Genomic DNA, 16290 nt, shown 5'->3' with positions numbered 1-16290 from the left:
AGAAATAGCGCGGAATCGATAGGTCGTCAACTACTTTTTCGAACCCTGTTGAACGTGACTCGGCAGTCTCTTTTTCAGCCGTTTGGTCAGGTCTCTAGGGCAAGCATTTGCGACGAACCGCTGCGCAGTAAGGGCCACCATTATTTGTTCGCCAAGGCGAACGGTGGATGCAGAATCGCGGCGCTTTCCGGAGGTCGCACACGCTTGGCCAACTGCTGCACCGCCTCTACGACTCTTGCGGTGGCGGTGATCGGCAACATATGCCCGCGCCCTTCCACCACCTGCAGCTTCAGGCCCGGGACCTTGTCGGCCAGGGCCTGGCCGTGTTTGCGAAAGTCCAGGACCTTGTCCCGCGCGCCATAGATCAAACTGATGGGCAGCGTCAGTTGCGGGTAGCGCTTGACCATGTCCGGCAGGTCATCGTTGACCCGGGCAATCTCGCTCGACGCGGCGTAAAAGTTGTCGGGCCGCATGCCCAGCAGCCCGCCGCCGCGGGTGGCGAAATCCTCGGGGGCCGTGTCGGGGGCGAACACGCCCTTGACCACTGAGCGGCGCGTCAGCAGGCCCATGGGCACGGTTAGCGTGTATGACACCCATCGCCGCAGCCAGGCCGGTCGCACCGACAGTGACCAGAACACCAAGGGCAACCTGGGTTGTGGATGGGTCAGTGGCGCCACCAGCACCAGCCCCGATACGGCGTGGGGATGGTCAAGCGCCAGCGCCAGGGAAATGGCGCCGCCGAGGGAATGCCCCAGCACCAAGGGCTTATCCAGGCCCAGCGTATGGATAAAGGCCGCCACTTGCCGTGCCTGGGCAGACAGGTCGGCGGCGGTGCCTTTATGGCGCGTGGAATAGCCCGACCCCGGACGGTCGAGGGTGATGACGCGAAACTGCTCACGCAGTTGTCCGGACAAGGCGTAGGTCAAGTTGCGACTGCTGCCCATCAGCCCGTGAATCATCACCAGCGGCGGGCCTTTGCCTTCTTCGTAATAATGAAAGCGCTCGCCCTCGACCTCCACGAAGCGCCCATTGATCGGAACAGCGGCTTCGATACGCCGCGTCATCCATGTGCTGAAGCCCCACAAAACGGCGCTCGCGCCTATAAATACAGCCGCAGCGATAACCCATTCAACAGCCATAGCTCGGTCCTCTGCATCCCTGCAGCTGGCGACCCGACCGGTATTGATCGGGCCTCAGCCATCGTCCACACCCTGGACCTGAACTTCGTGCCTGCCCGTCGGACAGCGCGCACATGAGGAACCTGGGACTAGCGTAGGCGATATTTTCAGGTAGATTATTTAAAATCTTTTTTAAAATAAGTAATTCAATTTTTCTTTGCAATGGTGTTCTATCTAAAAGACACAACAAGAAAAGGCGCACACCCGATGCCGACGAGGGACTACTTATGACTGCCCAGCGTGACTCAATCGACATCGCCATCATCGGCTCCGGCTTTGCCGGACTGTGCATGGCGATCAAGCTCAAGGAAGCCGGGTTTACCGACTTCTTCATCGCCGAGCAGGCTGACACCCTCGGCGGTACCTGGCGGGACAACCACTACCCCGGCTGCGCCTGCGATGTGCAGTCCCATGTGTATTCGTTTTCCTTTGCGCCCAACCCGGACTGGACGCGGCAGTTCGCGCCGCAAGCGGAAATCCGTGCGTACCTGGAGCAATGCGCCACGCGTTTTGGCCTGGCGCCCTACTTGCGTTTCGGTATGGGGCTTACACGTGCCGTGTTCGATGAGCAGCAGCAACGCTGGCAGTTGAGCTTCAGCGATGGCCGCCAGGTCAGTGCGCGGGTGCTGGTGTCGGGCATGGGCGGCCTGTCGCGCCCGGCGCTGCCGGATATTCCGGGCCTGGACAGTTTCAAGGGCAAGCGCTTTCACTCCCAACAGTGGGACCACAGCTACTCCCTGAAGGGTAAACGCGTGGCGGTGATCGGCACTGGCGCCAGTGCCATTCAGTTTGTACCGCAGATTGCACCGCAGGTGGCTCATCTGGACCTGTTCCAGCGCACCCCACCGTGGATCATGCCCAAGCCCGACCGGCCGATTTCTCCCGTCGAGCGCTGGCTGTTCAAGCACCTGCCCTTCACCCAGCGCCTGGTGCGCAGCGCGTTCTACTGGGCGCTGGAAGGCCGCGTGGTCGGCTTTGCCCTGCACCCGCGGCTGATGAAGATGGTGCAGAAAATCGCCCTGCGCCACCTGCACAAGCAAGTGGCGCGTCCGTCCCTGCGCAAGACCCTGACCCCGGACTACACCATCGGCTGCAAGCGGGTGCTGATCTCCAATGACTACTACCCCGCCTTGTCGCGCAGCAATGTCGAGGTGGTGACCGAGCGCGTGCTGCGCATCGAAGCGGACGGTGTGTTCACCAGCGACGGCCTCAAGCACCCGGCGGATTGCCTGATCTTCGGCACCGGCTTCCAGGCCACCGATCCCCTGCCCCGCGACTGCATCATCGGGCGCGGTGGCGTGGACCTGATGGACACCTGGAAAGACGGCGCCCATGCGTACAAGGGCACCACGGTGCCTGGCTATCCCAACCTGTTCCTGATCGTCGGGCCCAACACGGGCCTGGGGCACAACTCGATGATCCTGATGATTGAAGCCCAGGTGACCTACATCCTCGACGCGCTCCAGCAAATGCAACGGCATCGCATCGCCACCGTGGACGTCAAGGCCGCCGTGGAGAGCACCTACAACCAGCAACTGCAAGCCAAGCTCAAGCGCACCATCTGGAACACCGGCGGTTGCCAGAGCTGGTACCTCGACCCACGCACCGGCAAGAACACCACCCTGTGGCCCGGCTCGACCTGGCGCTTCAAACAGGTGACCCGCCAGTTTGCGCTCAAGGATTACGTGGCCGACCTGCTACCGATCAATCCGCCCAGCCGGCCCGTGTCGGCCCCCCACTCCACCCCGGAAGGCAGCCTGTCATGAAGTCATTCAATGGCCGCGTAGCGGCAATTACCGGCGCGGCATCCGGCATGGGCCGCGCCCTGGCAGTGGCCCTGGCGCGGGAAGGTTGCCACCTGGCGCTCGCGGATAAAAACGGCCAGGGACTGGAGCAGACCCTGGCGCTGATCAAGTCCTCGACCCTGGCCCCCGTGGTGATCACCACCCAGATACTGGATGTTTCTGATCGCCAGGCCATGGAGGATTGGGCTGCGCGCTGCGTGGCTGAACACGGCCGGGTCAATCTGGTGTTCAACAATGCCGGGGTTGCCCTGTCAAGCACCGTCGAGGGCGTGGACTATGCCGACCTGGAATGGATCGTCGGCATCAACTTCTGGGGCGTGGTCCACGGCACCAAGGCGTTCCTGCCGTACTTGAAAGCGTCAGGCGAAGGCCACGTGATCAACACCTCCAGCGTGTTCGGCCTGTTTGCTCAACCAGGCATGAGTGGCTACAACGCCACCAAGTTTGCGGTGCGCGGCTTTACCGAATCCCTGCGCCAGGAGCTGGACATGCAGGGCTGCGGCGTGTCGGCCACCTGCGTGCACCCCGGCGGCATTCGCACCGATATCTGCCGCAGCAGCCGCATCGACGCGAACATGACCGGTTTCCTGATCCACAGCGAACAGCAGGCCCGTGCCGATTTCGAAAAGCTGTTTATTACCGACGCCGACCAGGCCGCCAAGGTGATCCTGCAGGGCGTGCGCAAGAACAAGCGTCGCGTGCTGATCGGCCGCGACGCGTATTTCCTCGACCTGCTCGCCCGTTGCCTGCCGGCGGCCTATCAAGCGCTGGTGGTGTTCGCCAGCAAGCGCATGGCCCCCAAGCCGCGCACGCCGGTGTTTGAAACCAACGACGAGCCTCGCCTCTGAACAGGAGCACACACTATGTTGCCGATCCGCCGTGACATCCGTTTCGCCCTGCCCGCCGAGCGCATCAAGGACTGGCATGAACAGGGTCCGTTCATTACGCATTTTTTCAATGCGCTGTCGTTGCTGTTCCCCCAGGGCGAGCTGTTTTTCATGGACAGCGTGCGCCACTACCGCCAGCACATCGACGACCCTGAACTGAAAAAAGAGATCCAGGGCTTTATCGGCCAAGAGGCTATGCACAGCCGCGAGCACGTCGCCTACAACGACCTATTGCAATGTGCAGGGCTGCCGGCGCACACCCTGGACCGACGCCTTAAATTCATCCTCGACCTGCAGAAGAAACACCTGCCGCCGTCCTTCAACCTGGCAGTGACCATCGCCCTTGAGCACTACACCGCGATGCTTGCGGAAATACTCTTGAGCGACCCGTCGCGCTTTGGCGACTCACTCAAGGGCTACCAGCAGATGTGGTACTGGCACGCCCTGGAGGAAACCGAACATAAGGCCGTGGCCTTCGATGTGTGGAACCGCGTGATCAAGCCGGGGCCCAAGCGCTACCTGCTGCGCACCGGGACCATGCTGACCACCACGGTGTTCTTCTGGCTGGTGGTGTTCGACTTCCACCTGCGCCTGCTGATTGCCGACCGCAAAGCCGGTGGGCACGTGAAGGGCTTCTGGCGCATGTTGAAATTTCTATATGGGCCGAGGGGTGTTTTCCCACGGATGCTGGTGCCATGGCTGCACTACTTCAAGCCCGGCTTTCACCCTTGGGACCACGATAACCGTGCGCGCCTGGCCGGCATCGACGGGCTGCTCAAGGACATCGAGCAGACTCAACGCGGCTATTGAACCTGTGCCAAGGCGGCGCGCTCACGCACGAAGCCTTCCAACTGGTCACCCGGCAGCGCCTTGCTGAAATACCAGCCTTGGATAATCAACTCGGCGCCGTTGTTCAGGAAGGCCAATTGCTCGGCAGTCTCGACGCCCTCCACCACCACGCCCAGGTTCAGCGCCTCACAGAAGCGCAGCATGCCGGTCATGACCTGGGCGCCCTTGGGGTCGTGCTGGGCCACCACGAAGCTGCGGTCGATCTTGATGAAGTCGACCGGGAATTGGTGCAGGTAACTCAAGGCCGAAAACCCGGTGCCGAAGTCGTCGATGTAGACCTTGGCACCGATGGCCTGCAGCTTTTGGATGGTCTGGCGCGTGACCTGGATATCGCTCACCAACGCGTCTTCGGTGATTTCCACCGACACCTGCCCATGGGCCTGGGCGAGGATGTTCACCAGGCGCTCACCGTAAGCCGCGTCGGTGAGGGTCGCGCTGGAGATATTGATGGTCATCGGCAAGGCAAAACCGAGCTTCTGCCACTTCTGGTACTGGCGAACCGCCTGGGACGCCACCCACACATCCACGTCAGGCATCAACCGCGCCTGGGCCAGCCACTGCAGGAACTCCCACGGCGAATGCACCGTGCCCTGAGCATCGCGGGCGCGCATCAGCGCTTCACAACCGGTGCACAGGCCGGTGCGGGTCGAGACCTGCGGCTGGAATTCAAGGTAGAACTCGTAGTCGCTGATCTGCTGGATACGGCTCATCTCAGTGGCCTGGCGCGCCAGAATCTTGTGGGAGGCGAGTATCGGGTCCAGCTCTCGCAGGCGGCCCTTTTCCTCAAGCCCACGGAAGGTCATGTCCAGGGACTTGAGGTACACCGTACCGCCTTCGGTGGCCTGGCGATGGATTGCGCGCACATACGGCGCATACACCAGGGTGCCCAGGCCCAGCAGCGCCACTTGCAAAACCACCGCAGCCAAATCGCCGTGGGTACTGAGGTAGGCATTGAGCAACACCGGCGCCGTGAAGGGCACGCTGACCACCGCCGGCGACACCCACCCCATCTGCACCACTGTCAACGCCACCACGGCGTTCAACGCGGGCACGATCAGAAACGGAATGAACAAACGCGGGTTGAGGATGATCGGCAAACCGAACAACAGCACCTCACTGACGTTGAACAGCGACAGCGGCAGGCTCGCCACCGCTAACAGGCGCATGGATTGGCTCTTGGAGAACAGCAGGATTGCCAGCAACAGGCACAAGGCACCGCCCGAGCCGCCGATAAACGCAAAGCTGCCCAACAGGCCACTGTTCAACACATATTTGATCGGCTCACCCGCCGCCAGTGCCAGGTTATTGAGCACCACCGCCTGGTCCAGCACGTCGAACAGCGGTTGCATGGCGTACACGCCGTGGATGCCGAAAAACCACAGCAGCGAATTCATCAGGGTCACGAACAGGCCGCTGCCGTAGGGCGACTGCAGCGCGTTCAGCACTTGGGGGCCTTGCAACTGCGCTACATACGGAATCTGCAGCAACAAGGACAACACCACCACCAATGCCAGGGCGGTTATGGCCCCCGGCAGCACCATATTGATGGCGCCCCGCAGGTTGTGCCCCACCAGGTCTTCATTGACCAACCGGGTCCAGCGAAACCGGTGCAGCCAGGCAATCACCGGCACATTCAGCAACGGCGATGCAATCGCGATAAACAGTACGAAGGTGGCCGAAGCCCTGGGGTATTCGCGCAGGATAAAGGTCGCTACCACCACATGGGCCAGGCACAGGAACGCCACCGGCAGTTGCGGCAGACGATGCTGGATCGCCAGCATATAACCGATGGAAGCGGCGACCAGCAGCGGGATCACCGAGCTGATCTGGTTGTGCAGGCCCGCCAGGAACGCCACCACTTGCGGGTCGAAGCCAAGGACGCGGGCGCATTCGGACAGGATCAGAAAGCCCGCCGATACCAGCAGGCATGGCAGGATCCACAACAACCCTTCGCGAATCGCCCGCAGCGACTCGGTGCTGGCCAACGCAGCCAGACGTTGCGTGAAGAACAGCTTGAACAGCGTTTGTGCCATGACCCATCCCCCTGCCCATCGCCCACTGTCCCTGAAAGGCAGGGCCGGAAACACGGGCTAACGCTACACGTCCTGGCACGATGAGCGAAAGCCTTTTGCCATTCATCCGGGTGAATTTTCCGCAGTGGACGACAGGCAATTCCCTGATCTTGCCAAAAAATTGAATGTCCACACCCAGACTTATCCCTGGATCTGCTTCAATGAGGCCTGTGTGAATGTCCGCCTGACCCTCTCTATGTTTGGAGTAAGCCCTTGTCACAACCCGGTGATAACCACCAGCTCGCGCTGGACAGATTCCTCGACGAACACCCCGATGTCGCCACCGAACTCGATAGCCTGAACCCGCTGGCCGCCCAGGCCAAGGGCGAAACCCTGGCCCAATACCGCGCCGAGCGTCTGCATGAAGCCTTCGAAGCAGAGGCCGAGCGCCAGGGCCTTTTTGCCTGGGAATTGACCCTCAAGCTCACCAGCGAATCCGCCGAAGCCTTCGAGGCCCAACGCCTTGAGGTGCACAAGGAGGTGGCGCAGATGGCAGGGCTGAGCTGGACCGAGTACTGCCAGCTGCATGACCTGGCCGGTTGACGCATTACCCCAGGAACCAGCGACGTCGCCGGTTCGCCAACGCCTCGCGCAGTTCGGCGACGCTGACCGTTCGCTGCTCGGGGTCCATCGCCAGCGCTGAGCACAACGACGGCCAGCAATGCCTGGGCAATTGCCTGGGCCGAGGCAGCCGTTGATGGCCCTGGCGATCACCGGGGCGTCGCCCCTCGGCCAGTTCATAAAGCACACACGCCGCCCCATACAGGTCGGCACTGGCCGACGGTGCCCCTCCCGCCATCAACTCCGGCGCGGCATAGGCCGGTGTCCAGGCGTTCAGGCGACTGCGGCTCAAGCCGGGTAACCCGGCCCTCGCCTGCACCTCGGCATGCCCCAGGCCAAAGTCGAACAGGCGCATCCCCTGCTCTCCCACCATGATGTTCGCCGGTTTCACATCGCCATGCAGGACACCCTGTCGATGGGTGTAGTCCAAGGCGTCGAGCAGTTGCAACGCCATGGGCTGCAACGCGTGCCAGGGCAGCCCCTGGGGACACTCCGGCAGCATGCGGTCCAGCGTCAGGCCAGGCATGACTTCCATGGTGAAGAATGCCAATTGGTGATCCGTGTCGACCTCGAAAGAAAACACACGGACGACGTGCTCATGGCGCAGGCTGCGGGTCATAGCGAACTCGCTGTACAGCAACACATGGGCGTCGGCGCACATGGAAAGAGGTTCACCCAACAGCTTCAACGCCACTCGGCAGTCCGGCTCGCCGAACGCCTCATGCAGCAGGTCCCGGGCACGATAGACCACGCCCATGCCGCCACTGCCAAGGACTCGTTCAAGCTGATAGCGCCCCGCAAGCAGGCTTGGCAAGGCCGGCGCCTCGCTCATGACTGGACCACCACGGCAGTCAGGTCATCCGGCGCCGGCCCACGCAGCACATCGCTGAACAATCGATCCACCACCTGACGTGGCGTGCCTGCGCTCATGGCGCTCCCCAGCGCGCTGTGGCTGAGCCCCTGGTACAGGCCATCACTGCACAACAAAAACACATCCCCGGCGTGGACGCCCAGTTCCAGCACCTCGAGGCTCAGTGGCTGTCGAGCACCGATCGCGCGGGTCAAGGCTTTTGCGCCGGGATGAGCCTGGGCCAGCTCGGGACTCAAGTGCTGTTTGTCCATCAGATGCTGCTGCAAGGAGTGGTCACGCGACAGCTGATACAAACGCTGCCCGCGCCATAGGTAGCAGCGACTGTCCCCGGCCCAGATACACGCCGCGCGGTCGTGTTCGAGCACCAGCACAACGACCGTGCTGCCCATGATGCCCGACAGCCCATCGGCGGGTTGCAGTTGGCTGTCGAGGCCGCGCAGGCAGCCTCGGATCGCCTTGACCCGCTGGTCCAACCCGCCTTCGCCCGACAGCGCAGCAAGGCTGCTGACCACCCGTTGACTGGCGACACGCCCGGCCGTGTGGCCGCCCATGCCATCGGCGACCGCCCAGCAACCGCGTTGCGGGCAGTCGAGGAAGGCATCCTCGTTGTGCGTGCGACGCTTGCCTTGCGCCGTTTGCCCGGCGCTTCGCCAGGAGAGCGCCCGGCTCACAGCTGCTCCGGCAGGCGGAAGGTCCGCCATGTCGCAATCTGGAACGGGCTGGGGTTGCGTTGACTGGTGAGCAGGTAATTGGCACGCAAGCCGGCAAGGTCAGCCTTGAGGATCTGCGCGTCCCTGCCGCTGGCGGCCTCGTTTTGCATCAGCTCGAAAAGCCGGAACAGCGACCAGGCGCCCCGGTCTTTTTCGATGCCCAATGGCCGCTCTGCACCGCGTTCCAGTATCAGGCTGCTGCGACCGTTATCGGTGTCGATCGGCCAACGGAAGGCCATTGGCACGATCGGACCATGCCGGTATTCCAACTGCTGATCGCCTACCCGCAGCGTCGCCCGGCTGACCGCCTGGTCCAGGCTGTAGGGCGCCAGCGTAAACCGAACGGCCCAATCCCCCTGGTCCTCGGTGAAAAAACCTTGGCGGATGGTCTGGGCCTTGGCCAGTTGATCCAGCAGCGAACGCGACACCGGCAGACTATGCCCCTCCAGACTGCGCAAACGATAGCGGTTACCCTCGGCACTGACGAAGGGCCGCAGGAAGCCATCATAGAAGCGCTCCATCGTCCCTCGCGGTTTGAAGAAGGCCTGGAAATCATCCAGGGCGACGTCGCCGCCAGCATGGGCATTGAACGGGTAGCGTTGCCGAATCGCCTTCGCGTAAAAGCCATGGACCTCACTTTGATAACGCTGATTGATATACACATAGGCGTCATCCAGCAGGTGGCGCCAACTCTGCTCGGCAACCCCTTCGAACCAGCCCTTGAGCGGCGCAGGCAAGCGCATGGCCGTATCCCGCAGGTTCCCCAAGAGCGGTTGCTGCCCCTCCATGCGTTGCCTGGCCAGCTTGTACGCTGCCTGCTCCGGCGAACTCTCCCGGCTCAGTGTCGACAATTGCAGCTGCAGTTCGTCCAGCAGGCGCAATGCCTGTATCCACTCGCCAGCGGGGTTTTGCTCGTCATCGAGCAATTGGTGCAATGGCTCGAAGCGGCGCTGCAATGCACGTCGGGCGGTATCCGCCGGCACCACGCTATTCAGCACGCCTGTGGCTGCCGTGCCCAACGCACCCGCGTGCTGGCTAACCGCCTCAAACCGCTGCGATGCCGGCACCAGACGGGTGTTTTCGCGCACCTGCTGCAACACCTGCAGCACCCCCGACTGGCTGGATGCAAGGCTTGCCAACTGCTGCGCACTTTGTCTCAGGCTGTCACTTTCCACCAGTCGGAGTCGACCAAGCGCTTCACTCCAGGCATCGGCGTATTCACTGAAATAGCGCTGCTCCAGCTCCAGCATCAACTTACGCAACGCCATTACGCTGAGATCAGTTGCCTCACCAAGCACCCAATTATCCTGGGCAATGGCATTGACCAACTGAGGGCCCTGCCGCTCGAAATACTCAACGTACTTTTTGGTATAGAACCCCGGAACGGCTGACTCGCCCCTGGAGAACGCCGGACCTGCAGCCAAGTGGTGAGGCTCCAGATCCCGCGCGTGATCACGCAGTGCACGGTAGACCACCTCGGCCAGTGATTCGCCGCGTAACGCCTGGCGAGCCTGGGCTACCGACTCATCGTTCAACGCCACTTCAAAGGGTTGTTCAAGGAGCCGCATGAGGTGTTCGCTCAGTCGCTTATGTGCCGATGTATCCCCTGCATTCCCCACAGGCCATTGCCCGGCCACATATTCCGCCAAAGCCGTATCACGTCGATCGCGCAGGTTAAGCATCAGGTAGGCGCGCAGGCTATCCAACAAGCGCTCGCGGTCACCCAGGCTCGCTTGCACCTGCGTTTCGAGCAGGGAGGTGACAAAGGGCAGCAGTTGCTGACGCAGGGACTCTTCATAGGCGCCGTCCAACAGCGCACGACTGACGTCGCCTTGATATAAACCGGCCCGATCGACCCATCGTGCCGCTGCCTGCGGTGGAAATACGCGTGTCGCGGCCAGCCGACTGTCCAGCAACGCCAACAATGCCGGGCTATCGTCCAGGCTGAGCGGGGTTGAAGGCGTGGAGCTGGTCAATGCCAGCAGCTGTACCAACCGCTGATGGTTGAACGAATAGCTGTGCATCCATAACGCTGCCGCTGCGCCGATAAGGATTGATGCAGCCAGCGCCAATGCCCCGTGACGTCGACGTATACGCTGCCGCTCCGGGGAATGCAGCCCGGCCAGATCAGCCTCGGCAAAAATCACGCGATTGAACAGGCCCTGGACAAAGTGAGCACGTCCATCGCTTGACTTCGCGCTGGTCAGGTAGAACCCTCGCAGGCCATTGATACGCTGATAACGATGGGCGGAAAACGCAGTCTCGATAAACAGGCCCAAGCCATCGCCGAGGCGTGCAACCTGCCGGGGGAACTCCAGCATCTGGCCCCGTCGCTCAAGGTTTCGCTCCTGATGCAAACGCGGGATCAGCTCGGCGCCCAGGCGCTGCAGCAACGCGTCGAATGCTTCACGCACTTCGGCGACGTCAATGCCGGTCGTACCGGCTGCCAAGCAACCACCCAACACATCGTCGGCGCTGTCGCCCTGTTGCGCATCGAAGAACTCGGCAAACCCAGGCAACCGATCAGCCTGGGTCAATGCCAGGTAAACCGGCACATCCACATGCAATACCTGCTGAATATCCTGCAAGCGGGTGTGCACGTTACGCGCCTGCAGCTGCAGGTCGTGTTCATGGCTGCGCAATAACGTATCAACTGACAGCGTCACCACCACGCCATTGAGCGGCCGTGATCGGCGCCACGATTTGAGCAGGCCCAGCAAGGCCGACCAACCTGACCCGTCTACCGAAGGGTCCGGCTGGTCCAAGTAGCGGCCAGCCAATTCGACCAGTACCGCCTCATCCGCGAAATACCAGTCACAGTAGGCGCTCGTGCCTGGACGCGCCGCTTCGGTCCGGTCAAGGGGTGACTGCAACCCATTGGCGGACAGCAACGCCGTCTTGCCGCTCCCCTGCTCGCCGATCAACAGATACCAGGGCAGCTCGTTGCGTGAGCGTTCGCTGCGTTCACCATAGCAGCGTGAAGTTTTCAGGGTGTGCAGGGCCTCTTTAAAGCGCCCGCGTATGTGCCCGATTTCGTTGCTGATCAATGCCTGTCGTCGATGACGGTCCTGGTGTTCAGGCTGATCGAGGCGAACAGCGCGGCGTGCGCCTACCACAACCATCGCCAATCCCCAGAACAACAGCATCGCGCTGATGGTCAGCAAACGGGCAGTGGAACTTTGCCAGAAACGGTAGTCATCCACCGCCAGCAAAGGCCCGAAAAACCACACCAGCAGCGCACAGGAAAACACCAGTAACAGGCTCCAGGCCCAACTCTTGCGCAGCACCGTGCCCGCGCCCTTGAAGAATGCGTTCATTCATTGCTCCCTGCGTTACAAGGGCGTCTGGGACGCGCCTGACACCGACGATTGAAAAGGTTGCAGCGCCGTCATGCGCTCCTGCCCCAAAACCCAGGCAAAGCCTGAATACATCACGAGTAAGCAGGCCAGCACACCGAGGGCAACCCAGGTGAAAGAAATAAAGCGGACGCGCGACCGAGTTACCTTCATCGACGCGGGCGAAAGCGAAACAGGCAGTCGCTCACCGCGCACATGCCGGATCTGGCGATACACCGCATCCTGCATACTCTCAAGCTGCACCCTGCCCCGCTCCATGACCCGGTATTTGCCCTCGAACCCCAGCGACAGGCACACGTACATAAGCTCCAGCATGGCCACATGCTTGACAGGATCGCGGGACAAGCGCTCCAGCAACTGGAAGAACTTTTCACCGCCGAAGGTTTCGTTGTGAAAGCGGCTCAACAAGCTCGTCTTCGACCAGTCGCTGCGACTGCCCCAGGACGTGGTGACCACCGCCTCATCAATCACAGTGCAGAGCACATAGCGCGCCGACATCACCTGACTATTTTCAGCGCCCTGGTGCAGGGCTCGTGCCTCAAACGCATTGACCTCGGATGAAAGCTGGTCATTGAGCGACAACAGGCTTTCCCGAGCAGGGCCGGTTTTCAGTTGCACGAGCTGCAACAAGAGTTCCCAGGCCGCTGCCAGGAGGATATTGGAGCCCACGCTGAAGCGCTGCGCGCCCTGCAAGTGGGCGCTATAGATCATGCGGTCTTCCAGTTGCTCGAAACGTGGCGGCGATGGGAATTCCGTGACGGCCCCATGCGCCGGGCCTAGCCCCTCTCGGTCGAGCAGCACGGTTTTTTCGTCCTGCGGGTATTCACTGTCCATCGTCATGGCATTCAGTTCCTGATAGCCCAGAAGTTGAGTTGCAGCTCGGCAAACTCGCCGCTGGCGTGAAAGGCGAAACCACCCGACTGCTCCAGTTGCGCGATGTCGCGGGGACTGAGTTCGAGCATGAAATAGGTCTTGCCCGCATGGAACGGAATCTGCCTCGGCGCTACCGGCAGCGGCTTGACCTTGATGCCGGCGAGGTGCAGGTTCACCAGCTCGCGGATGCGCTCAACGGGGCCGATCTTGAGGTGTGATGGCAGGCGATGGCGCAGCTCCTCTGTATCGCACTGGGCAGTGGCCGCAAGAATGAACGTGGCCGAGCCGAGTAGCTTGAGATCGTTCACCGGGCAGACCAATACCCCGTACTGGCGCGGTTGCAGCGTCAGTTCAATGGCATGTTGTTCCAGCACCCATGAAAGCAAGGTGCGAAGCCCCTCCATCAGCCCACGGAAGCTCGCGCCTTGATCACCGTGCTGGTATTGCACCGAGCATTGCGCGCGCTTGTTGTCGCTGGCGAACGTTGACAGCTCGCCAAGAATCGACAGCAACTCCCGAAACACCTGCTCCGGACGGACCTGCGCCTGGCTCAGGTAGTGACGCAAAATCAACTCCGCACGATTGATCAATTGCAGCATCAGAAAATCACCGACCTGTGCCCCGGCAGAGGCACCACTGCCCTGGATGCGGGCGGCAATCGCCTCGCCACGGTTGGCCAGCAGGCTGATCACTTCCTTGACGCATGACGACACATAGCCGGCGCCTTGCAGATAGAGAAACGTCGGCACGAAATCCGCCTCCAGCCGCACCCCACCTTCTTGGGTCGAAGCCAACACCTGGGCGACCTGCAGTTTCACGTAGGACGGATCACTGGGCTGCTCCCCCAACACCAGGCGCAAATCCGGGCGTGCACAGTGGACCTGGCACAGGGAATCGACACCGGCATTGGTGTCCCCTATCTCGGTTTCATAAGCGACGTAACGCGCCAGGACATCGCTTTGCTCCTGCCTGCGCACGTGCACCTGATTGTCAGTCGCCAGCGGCAACGCCAGGTAGACCGCTTGCCTGCCTGCGTTGGCAGGAACCTGTAGCACCAGGGGCTCCATCGCACCGCTGAGTTCGAACAGGCTGCCATCGGGTAATACACCGCTGGCCTGGGTGACAACCACCTTGCCCAGGTTGAGGTATTGCACGTCCACTTCCAGGGTCAGGAAACCCCAGGCATCGCTGTTCAGCAGGCGCGTGCGGTTGAGTTGCCGATGGTAGTAGCGATCGCTGTGCTGCAAATGCTGGGGCCTGAGCAGCATGCCTTCTTGCCAGATAACGTTATGGGTTTGCATCTCAGTCCTCCGTCCTGTCGGTATGACGGGGTGCTATCCGCATACCCTGTTGGTCCAGCACGATTTCGGCCCGGGCACGTTGCCCAGGGACCACGGGCACCACCAGCCGCCATTGCACGTGGGGCAAGTCACGATAGGCCGCGAGCACGCCGACATACCGGCTGTGTGGCCCGACACTGAGCTTGAGCGCCGTCTGCTGACCCGGACGCAGCTCCAGTTCCTCGCTGGCGACCCAATCCTTGGGCAGTGTCTGCTCGGCCCGGCCATAGAGGCTGAAGAAGTCGGCGTGTTCAAAGGCCACGGGATGGCGCAACTCAAGCAGGTGCATCACCACTGGCGATGGACGACCATGAAGGTCGGGGTTGACGTCGTCGCTGGACGTCAACGTCAGGTCCAGTTTGGTAAGGCTCGACAAAGGCGAAAGCGTGCTGCACCCAGCCAACAGGCCAAGCACCAGCAACATTGAGCTGGTAGTGACTCGATACATGAACATCATCCTGGGTACCCGGAATGCAGCGTGGAGACCAGGCGCACCTGCTCCTCGTAGGCCTTGGAAAACTCAGTGCGTAATAACTGCTCGCCCAGGGACGTGTCTTCAGCCAGCCGTCGATAGTGGCGTTGATAGGCTCGCCAGTGCACGCCATCGGTGTGGAACCGCGAGGGCTTGCCTTCGCGCTCGAAACACAGCAACAGATGCCCTGGCGCAAAAGCCGCCAACGCGCTCCTTACGGTGGCTCGACAGGCGACGACCAGGGCCAGTTGATGAACCTGCAGGTCTCGACACACCTGGGCAACGGCCTGCTCGGCCGACAGTTGGCCCGGCTCGCCAGTCCCCAACAGCGACGACACGACAGCCTGGGTGTCGGCACAGTCGTTCAACGGGTTGCGGGTATGACGCACCGGAACCACCAACGCGCCCTGGATCTCACTGTTCAGCTCATCACGGGTGCGAAGGCTTTGCTGTAACCCTTCGAGGGTTTGCCTGAACAGTCCCGCGACCTTGATCGCCAGGGCTTCGCGCCCCGATGTATCGAGGGTGTCGACCTGGATGCCCAATGCCTGCGCAAACTGCGACCAGAATGCGTCCGGGCTGGCAGGTGCAGCCATTGCCGGGAGAGGCGCAGTCACTTGTTCGTCCGGCTCAGCCCACCTTGGCAATACCAAGTGGTCGCGGTCCACGGGCCCCTGGCACAGCGAGGGTGGCATCGCCTGTGCGGAGGCGTCCAAAGTGTCCGGCAACGCTGACGCATCGCCACGAAACGGCTCGCGATCCAACTCATGAACAGGGTCAAGTCCCAGAAATGCATCGTCTGGAATCACGTCATCCCTGGCCAAGGACTGCCGGGCAGGCTCCAGCAGGCGGGCACGAATTTCCAGGGTTCCCAATTGGTACACATCCCCCGCACTGATCAACCGTGCCTGCCCCTTGCACAGCCGCTCCATGCTGCCTGACACGCCGATGCCGTTGCTGCTGATATCCGTCAGGAAGTACTGGCCCTCGCGAAAGCTGACCAGGCCATGGTGACTGGAAATCAGGCGATTGGCGTCAGGGATAATCCAGTCGCACCCCGCCCCACGACCGATTACGCCGCCGACGCCGTCAAACGTCTTGCGAGCCGGCGGCAAGTCGCTGGTGGTCCTACAGACTTCGAATACTAATTGCATGGCTGTGCTCCCCTGCTCACTGGCCACGACGCATCGCCTCGGGGTCACCCAACGGACGGTAGTCGGCATCATCAAAGACATAATTGGCGTTGCAGCCACTCAACAAACACAACACAAGCACAACGGCTTGCCACCGATGAAAAGGCATCAGGTTTCTCCCAT

Annotated in this window: 14 protein-coding genes; 4 read left to right on the top strand and 10 right to left on the bottom strand. The window is 61.7% G+C overall.

From position 1 onward, the window contains the following. Positions 1-140 precede the first annotated feature (140 nt). Positions 141-1139 (bottom strand): alpha/beta fold hydrolase, encoded by a 999-nt coding sequence (locus CWC48_RS24180; protein ID WP_100490495.1) that lies wholly within the window; start codon positions 1137-1139, stop codon positions 141-143. A gap of 266 nt (positions 1140-1405) precedes the next feature. Here CWC48_RS24180 and CWC48_RS24175 point away from each other — a divergent pair, with 266 nt between their 5' ends. The 3 genes from CWC48_RS24175 to CWC48_RS24165 are packed head-to-tail and all read left to right on the top strand — an operon-like array spanning position 1406 to position 4680. Continuing rightward, the gene (locus CWC48_RS24175; protein WP_100490494.1) at positions 1406-2944 is read left to right on the top strand and encodes an NAD(P)/FAD-dependent oxidoreductase; all 1539 of its coding nucleotides are present in this window, start codon (positions 1406-1408) and stop codon (positions 2942-2944) included. Beyond that, positions 2941-3831 (top strand): SDR family oxidoreductase, encoded by an 891-nt coding sequence (locus CWC48_RS24170; protein WP_099491625.1) that lies wholly within the window; start codon positions 2941-2943, stop codon positions 3829-3831. Before CWC48_RS24175 ends, CWC48_RS24170 begins: the two co-directional genes overlap by 4 nt. A gap of 15 nt (positions 3832-3846) precedes the next feature. Then, on the top strand, positions 3847-4680 hold the full coding sequence (locus tag CWC48_RS24165) for a metal-dependent hydrolase (protein ID WP_099491627.1): 834 nt from the start codon (positions 3847-3849) through the stop codon (positions 4678-4680). On the opposite strand, the gene CWC48_RS24160 is transcribed toward CWC48_RS24165, so the two are convergent. Beyond that, complete coding sequence (locus tag CWC48_RS24160; RefSeq protein WP_099491629.1) at positions 4674-6752, bottom strand: PTS sugar transporter subunit IIC/EAL domain-containing protein; 2079 nt, start codon at positions 6750-6752, stop codon at positions 4674-4676. The genes CWC48_RS24165 and CWC48_RS24160 overlap by 7 nt on opposite strands. 252 nt (positions 6753-7004) lie before the next feature. Here CWC48_RS24160 and CWC48_RS24155 point away from each other — a divergent pair, with 252 nt between their 5' ends. Next, complete coding sequence (locus CWC48_RS24155) at positions 7005-7334, top strand: DUF6388 family protein (protein WP_078048778.1); 330 nt, start codon at positions 7005-7007, stop codon at positions 7332-7334. A gap of 4 nt (positions 7335-7338) precedes the next feature. Here the strand turns inward: CWC48_RS24155 and CWC48_RS24150 are convergent, their stop codons facing one another. From CWC48_RS24150 to CWC48_RS30595, 8 genes are read right to left on the bottom strand one after another with little or no spacing between them, the layout of a single operon-like run. Next, positions 7339-8184, bottom strand: a complete 846-nt coding sequence (locus CWC48_RS24150; RefSeq protein WP_100490493.1) for a serine/threonine-protein kinase — start codon at positions 8182-8184, stop codon at positions 7339-7341. Beyond that, the gene (locus tag CWC48_RS24145) at positions 8181-8894 is read right to left on the bottom strand and encodes a PP2C family serine/threonine-protein phosphatase (protein WP_100490492.1); all 714 of its coding nucleotides are present in this window, start codon (positions 8892-8894) and stop codon (positions 8181-8183) included. Before CWC48_RS24145 ends, CWC48_RS24150 begins: the two co-directional genes overlap by 4 nt. Then, positions 8891-12250, bottom strand: a complete 3360-nt coding sequence (gene tssM, locus CWC48_RS24140) for a type VI secretion system membrane subunit TssM (protein ID WP_100490491.1) — start codon at positions 12248-12250, stop codon at positions 8891-8893. Before tssM ends, CWC48_RS24145 begins: the two co-directional genes overlap by 4 nt. A 15-nt stretch (positions 12251-12265) precedes the next feature. Next, on the bottom strand, positions 12266-13129 hold the full coding sequence (gene icmH / locus CWC48_RS24135; RefSeq protein ID WP_177409452.1) for a type IVB secretion system protein IcmH/DotU: 864 nt from the start codon (positions 13127-13129) through the stop codon (positions 12266-12268). 5 nt (positions 13130-13134) lie between these two features. After that, on the bottom strand, positions 13135-14463 hold the full coding sequence (gene tssK, locus CWC48_RS24130) for a type VI secretion system baseplate subunit TssK (RefSeq protein WP_100490490.1): 1329 nt from the start codon (positions 14461-14463) through the stop codon (positions 13135-13137). Position 14464: 1 nt separating this feature from the next. Continuing rightward, positions 14465-14950, bottom strand: a complete 486-nt coding sequence (gene tssJ / locus CWC48_RS24125) for a type VI secretion system lipoprotein TssJ (protein WP_100492450.1) — start codon at positions 14948-14950, stop codon at positions 14465-14467. A gap of 5 nt (positions 14951-14955) precedes the next feature. Then, positions 14956-16128, bottom strand: coding sequence for a type VI secretion system-associated FHA domain protein TagH (gene tagH, locus CWC48_RS24120; RefSeq protein ID WP_100490489.1), 1173 nt, complete (start codon positions 16126-16128; stop codon positions 14956-14958). Positions 16129-16144: 16 nt separating this feature from the next. Next, complete coding sequence (locus CWC48_RS30595; RefSeq protein ID WP_078048784.1) at positions 16145-16276, bottom strand: type VI secretion protein; 132 nt, start codon at positions 16274-16276, stop codon at positions 16145-16147. Positions 16277-16290: the final 14 nt, after the last annotated feature.

It is taken from the genome of Pseudomonas sp. S10E 269 (assembly GCF_002798465.1).
Classification (GTDB): Bacteria; Pseudomonadota; Gammaproteobacteria; order Pseudomonadales; family Pseudomonadaceae; genus Aquipseudomonas; species Aquipseudomonas pergaminensis.
Note: the sequence above shows the minus strand (reverse complement) of the source record. Positions and strands in the feature narration are given on the sequence as shown.

Excerpts from the sequence above, each read along its gene's own strand:
- CWC48_RS24180 (WP_100490495.1), bottom strand. The coding sequence starts at position 1,139 with ATGGCTGTTGAATGGGTTATCGCTGCGGCTGTATTTATAGGCGCGAGC.
- CWC48_RS24175 (WP_100490494.1), top strand. The coding sequence starts at position 1,406 with ATGACTGCCCAGCGTGACTCAATCGACATCGCCATCATCGGCTCCGGC.
- CWC48_RS24170 (WP_099491625.1), top strand. The coding sequence starts at position 2,941 with ATGAAGTCATTCAATGGCCGCGTAGCGGCAATTACCGGCGCGGCATCC.
- CWC48_RS24165 (WP_099491627.1), top strand. The coding sequence starts at position 3,847 with ATGTTGCCGATCCGCCGTGACATCCGTTTCGCCCTGCCCGCCGAGCGC.
- CWC48_RS24160 (WP_099491629.1), bottom strand. The coding sequence starts at position 6,752 with ATGGCACAAACGCTGTTCAAGCTGTTCTTCACGCAACGTCTGGCTGCG.
- CWC48_RS24150 (WP_100490493.1), bottom strand. The coding sequence starts at position 8,184 with ATGAGCGAGGCGCCGGCCTTGCCAAGCCTGCTTGCGGGGCGCTATCAG.
- tssM (WP_100490491.1), bottom strand. The coding sequence starts at position 12,250 with ATGAACGCATTCTTCAAGGGCGCGGGCACGGTGCTGCGCAAGAGTTGG.
- icmH (WP_177409452.1), bottom strand. The coding sequence starts at position 13,129 with ATGACGATGGACAGTGAATACCCGCAGGACGAAAAAACCGTGCTGCTC.
- tssK (WP_100490490.1), bottom strand. The coding sequence starts at position 14,463 with ATGCAAACCCATAACGTTATCTGGCAAGAAGGCATGCTGCTCAGGCCC.
- tssJ (WP_100492450.1), bottom strand. The coding sequence starts at position 14,950 with ATGTATCGAGTCACTACCAGCTCAATGTTGCTGGTGCTTGGCCTGTTG.
- tagH (WP_100490489.1), bottom strand. The coding sequence starts at position 16,128 with ATGCAATTAGTATTCGAAGTCTGTAGGACCACCAGCGACTTGCCGCCG.
- CWC48_RS30595 (WP_078048784.1), bottom strand. The coding sequence starts at position 16,276 with ATGCCTTTTCATCGGTGGCAAGCCGTTGTGCTTGTGTTGTGTTTGTTG.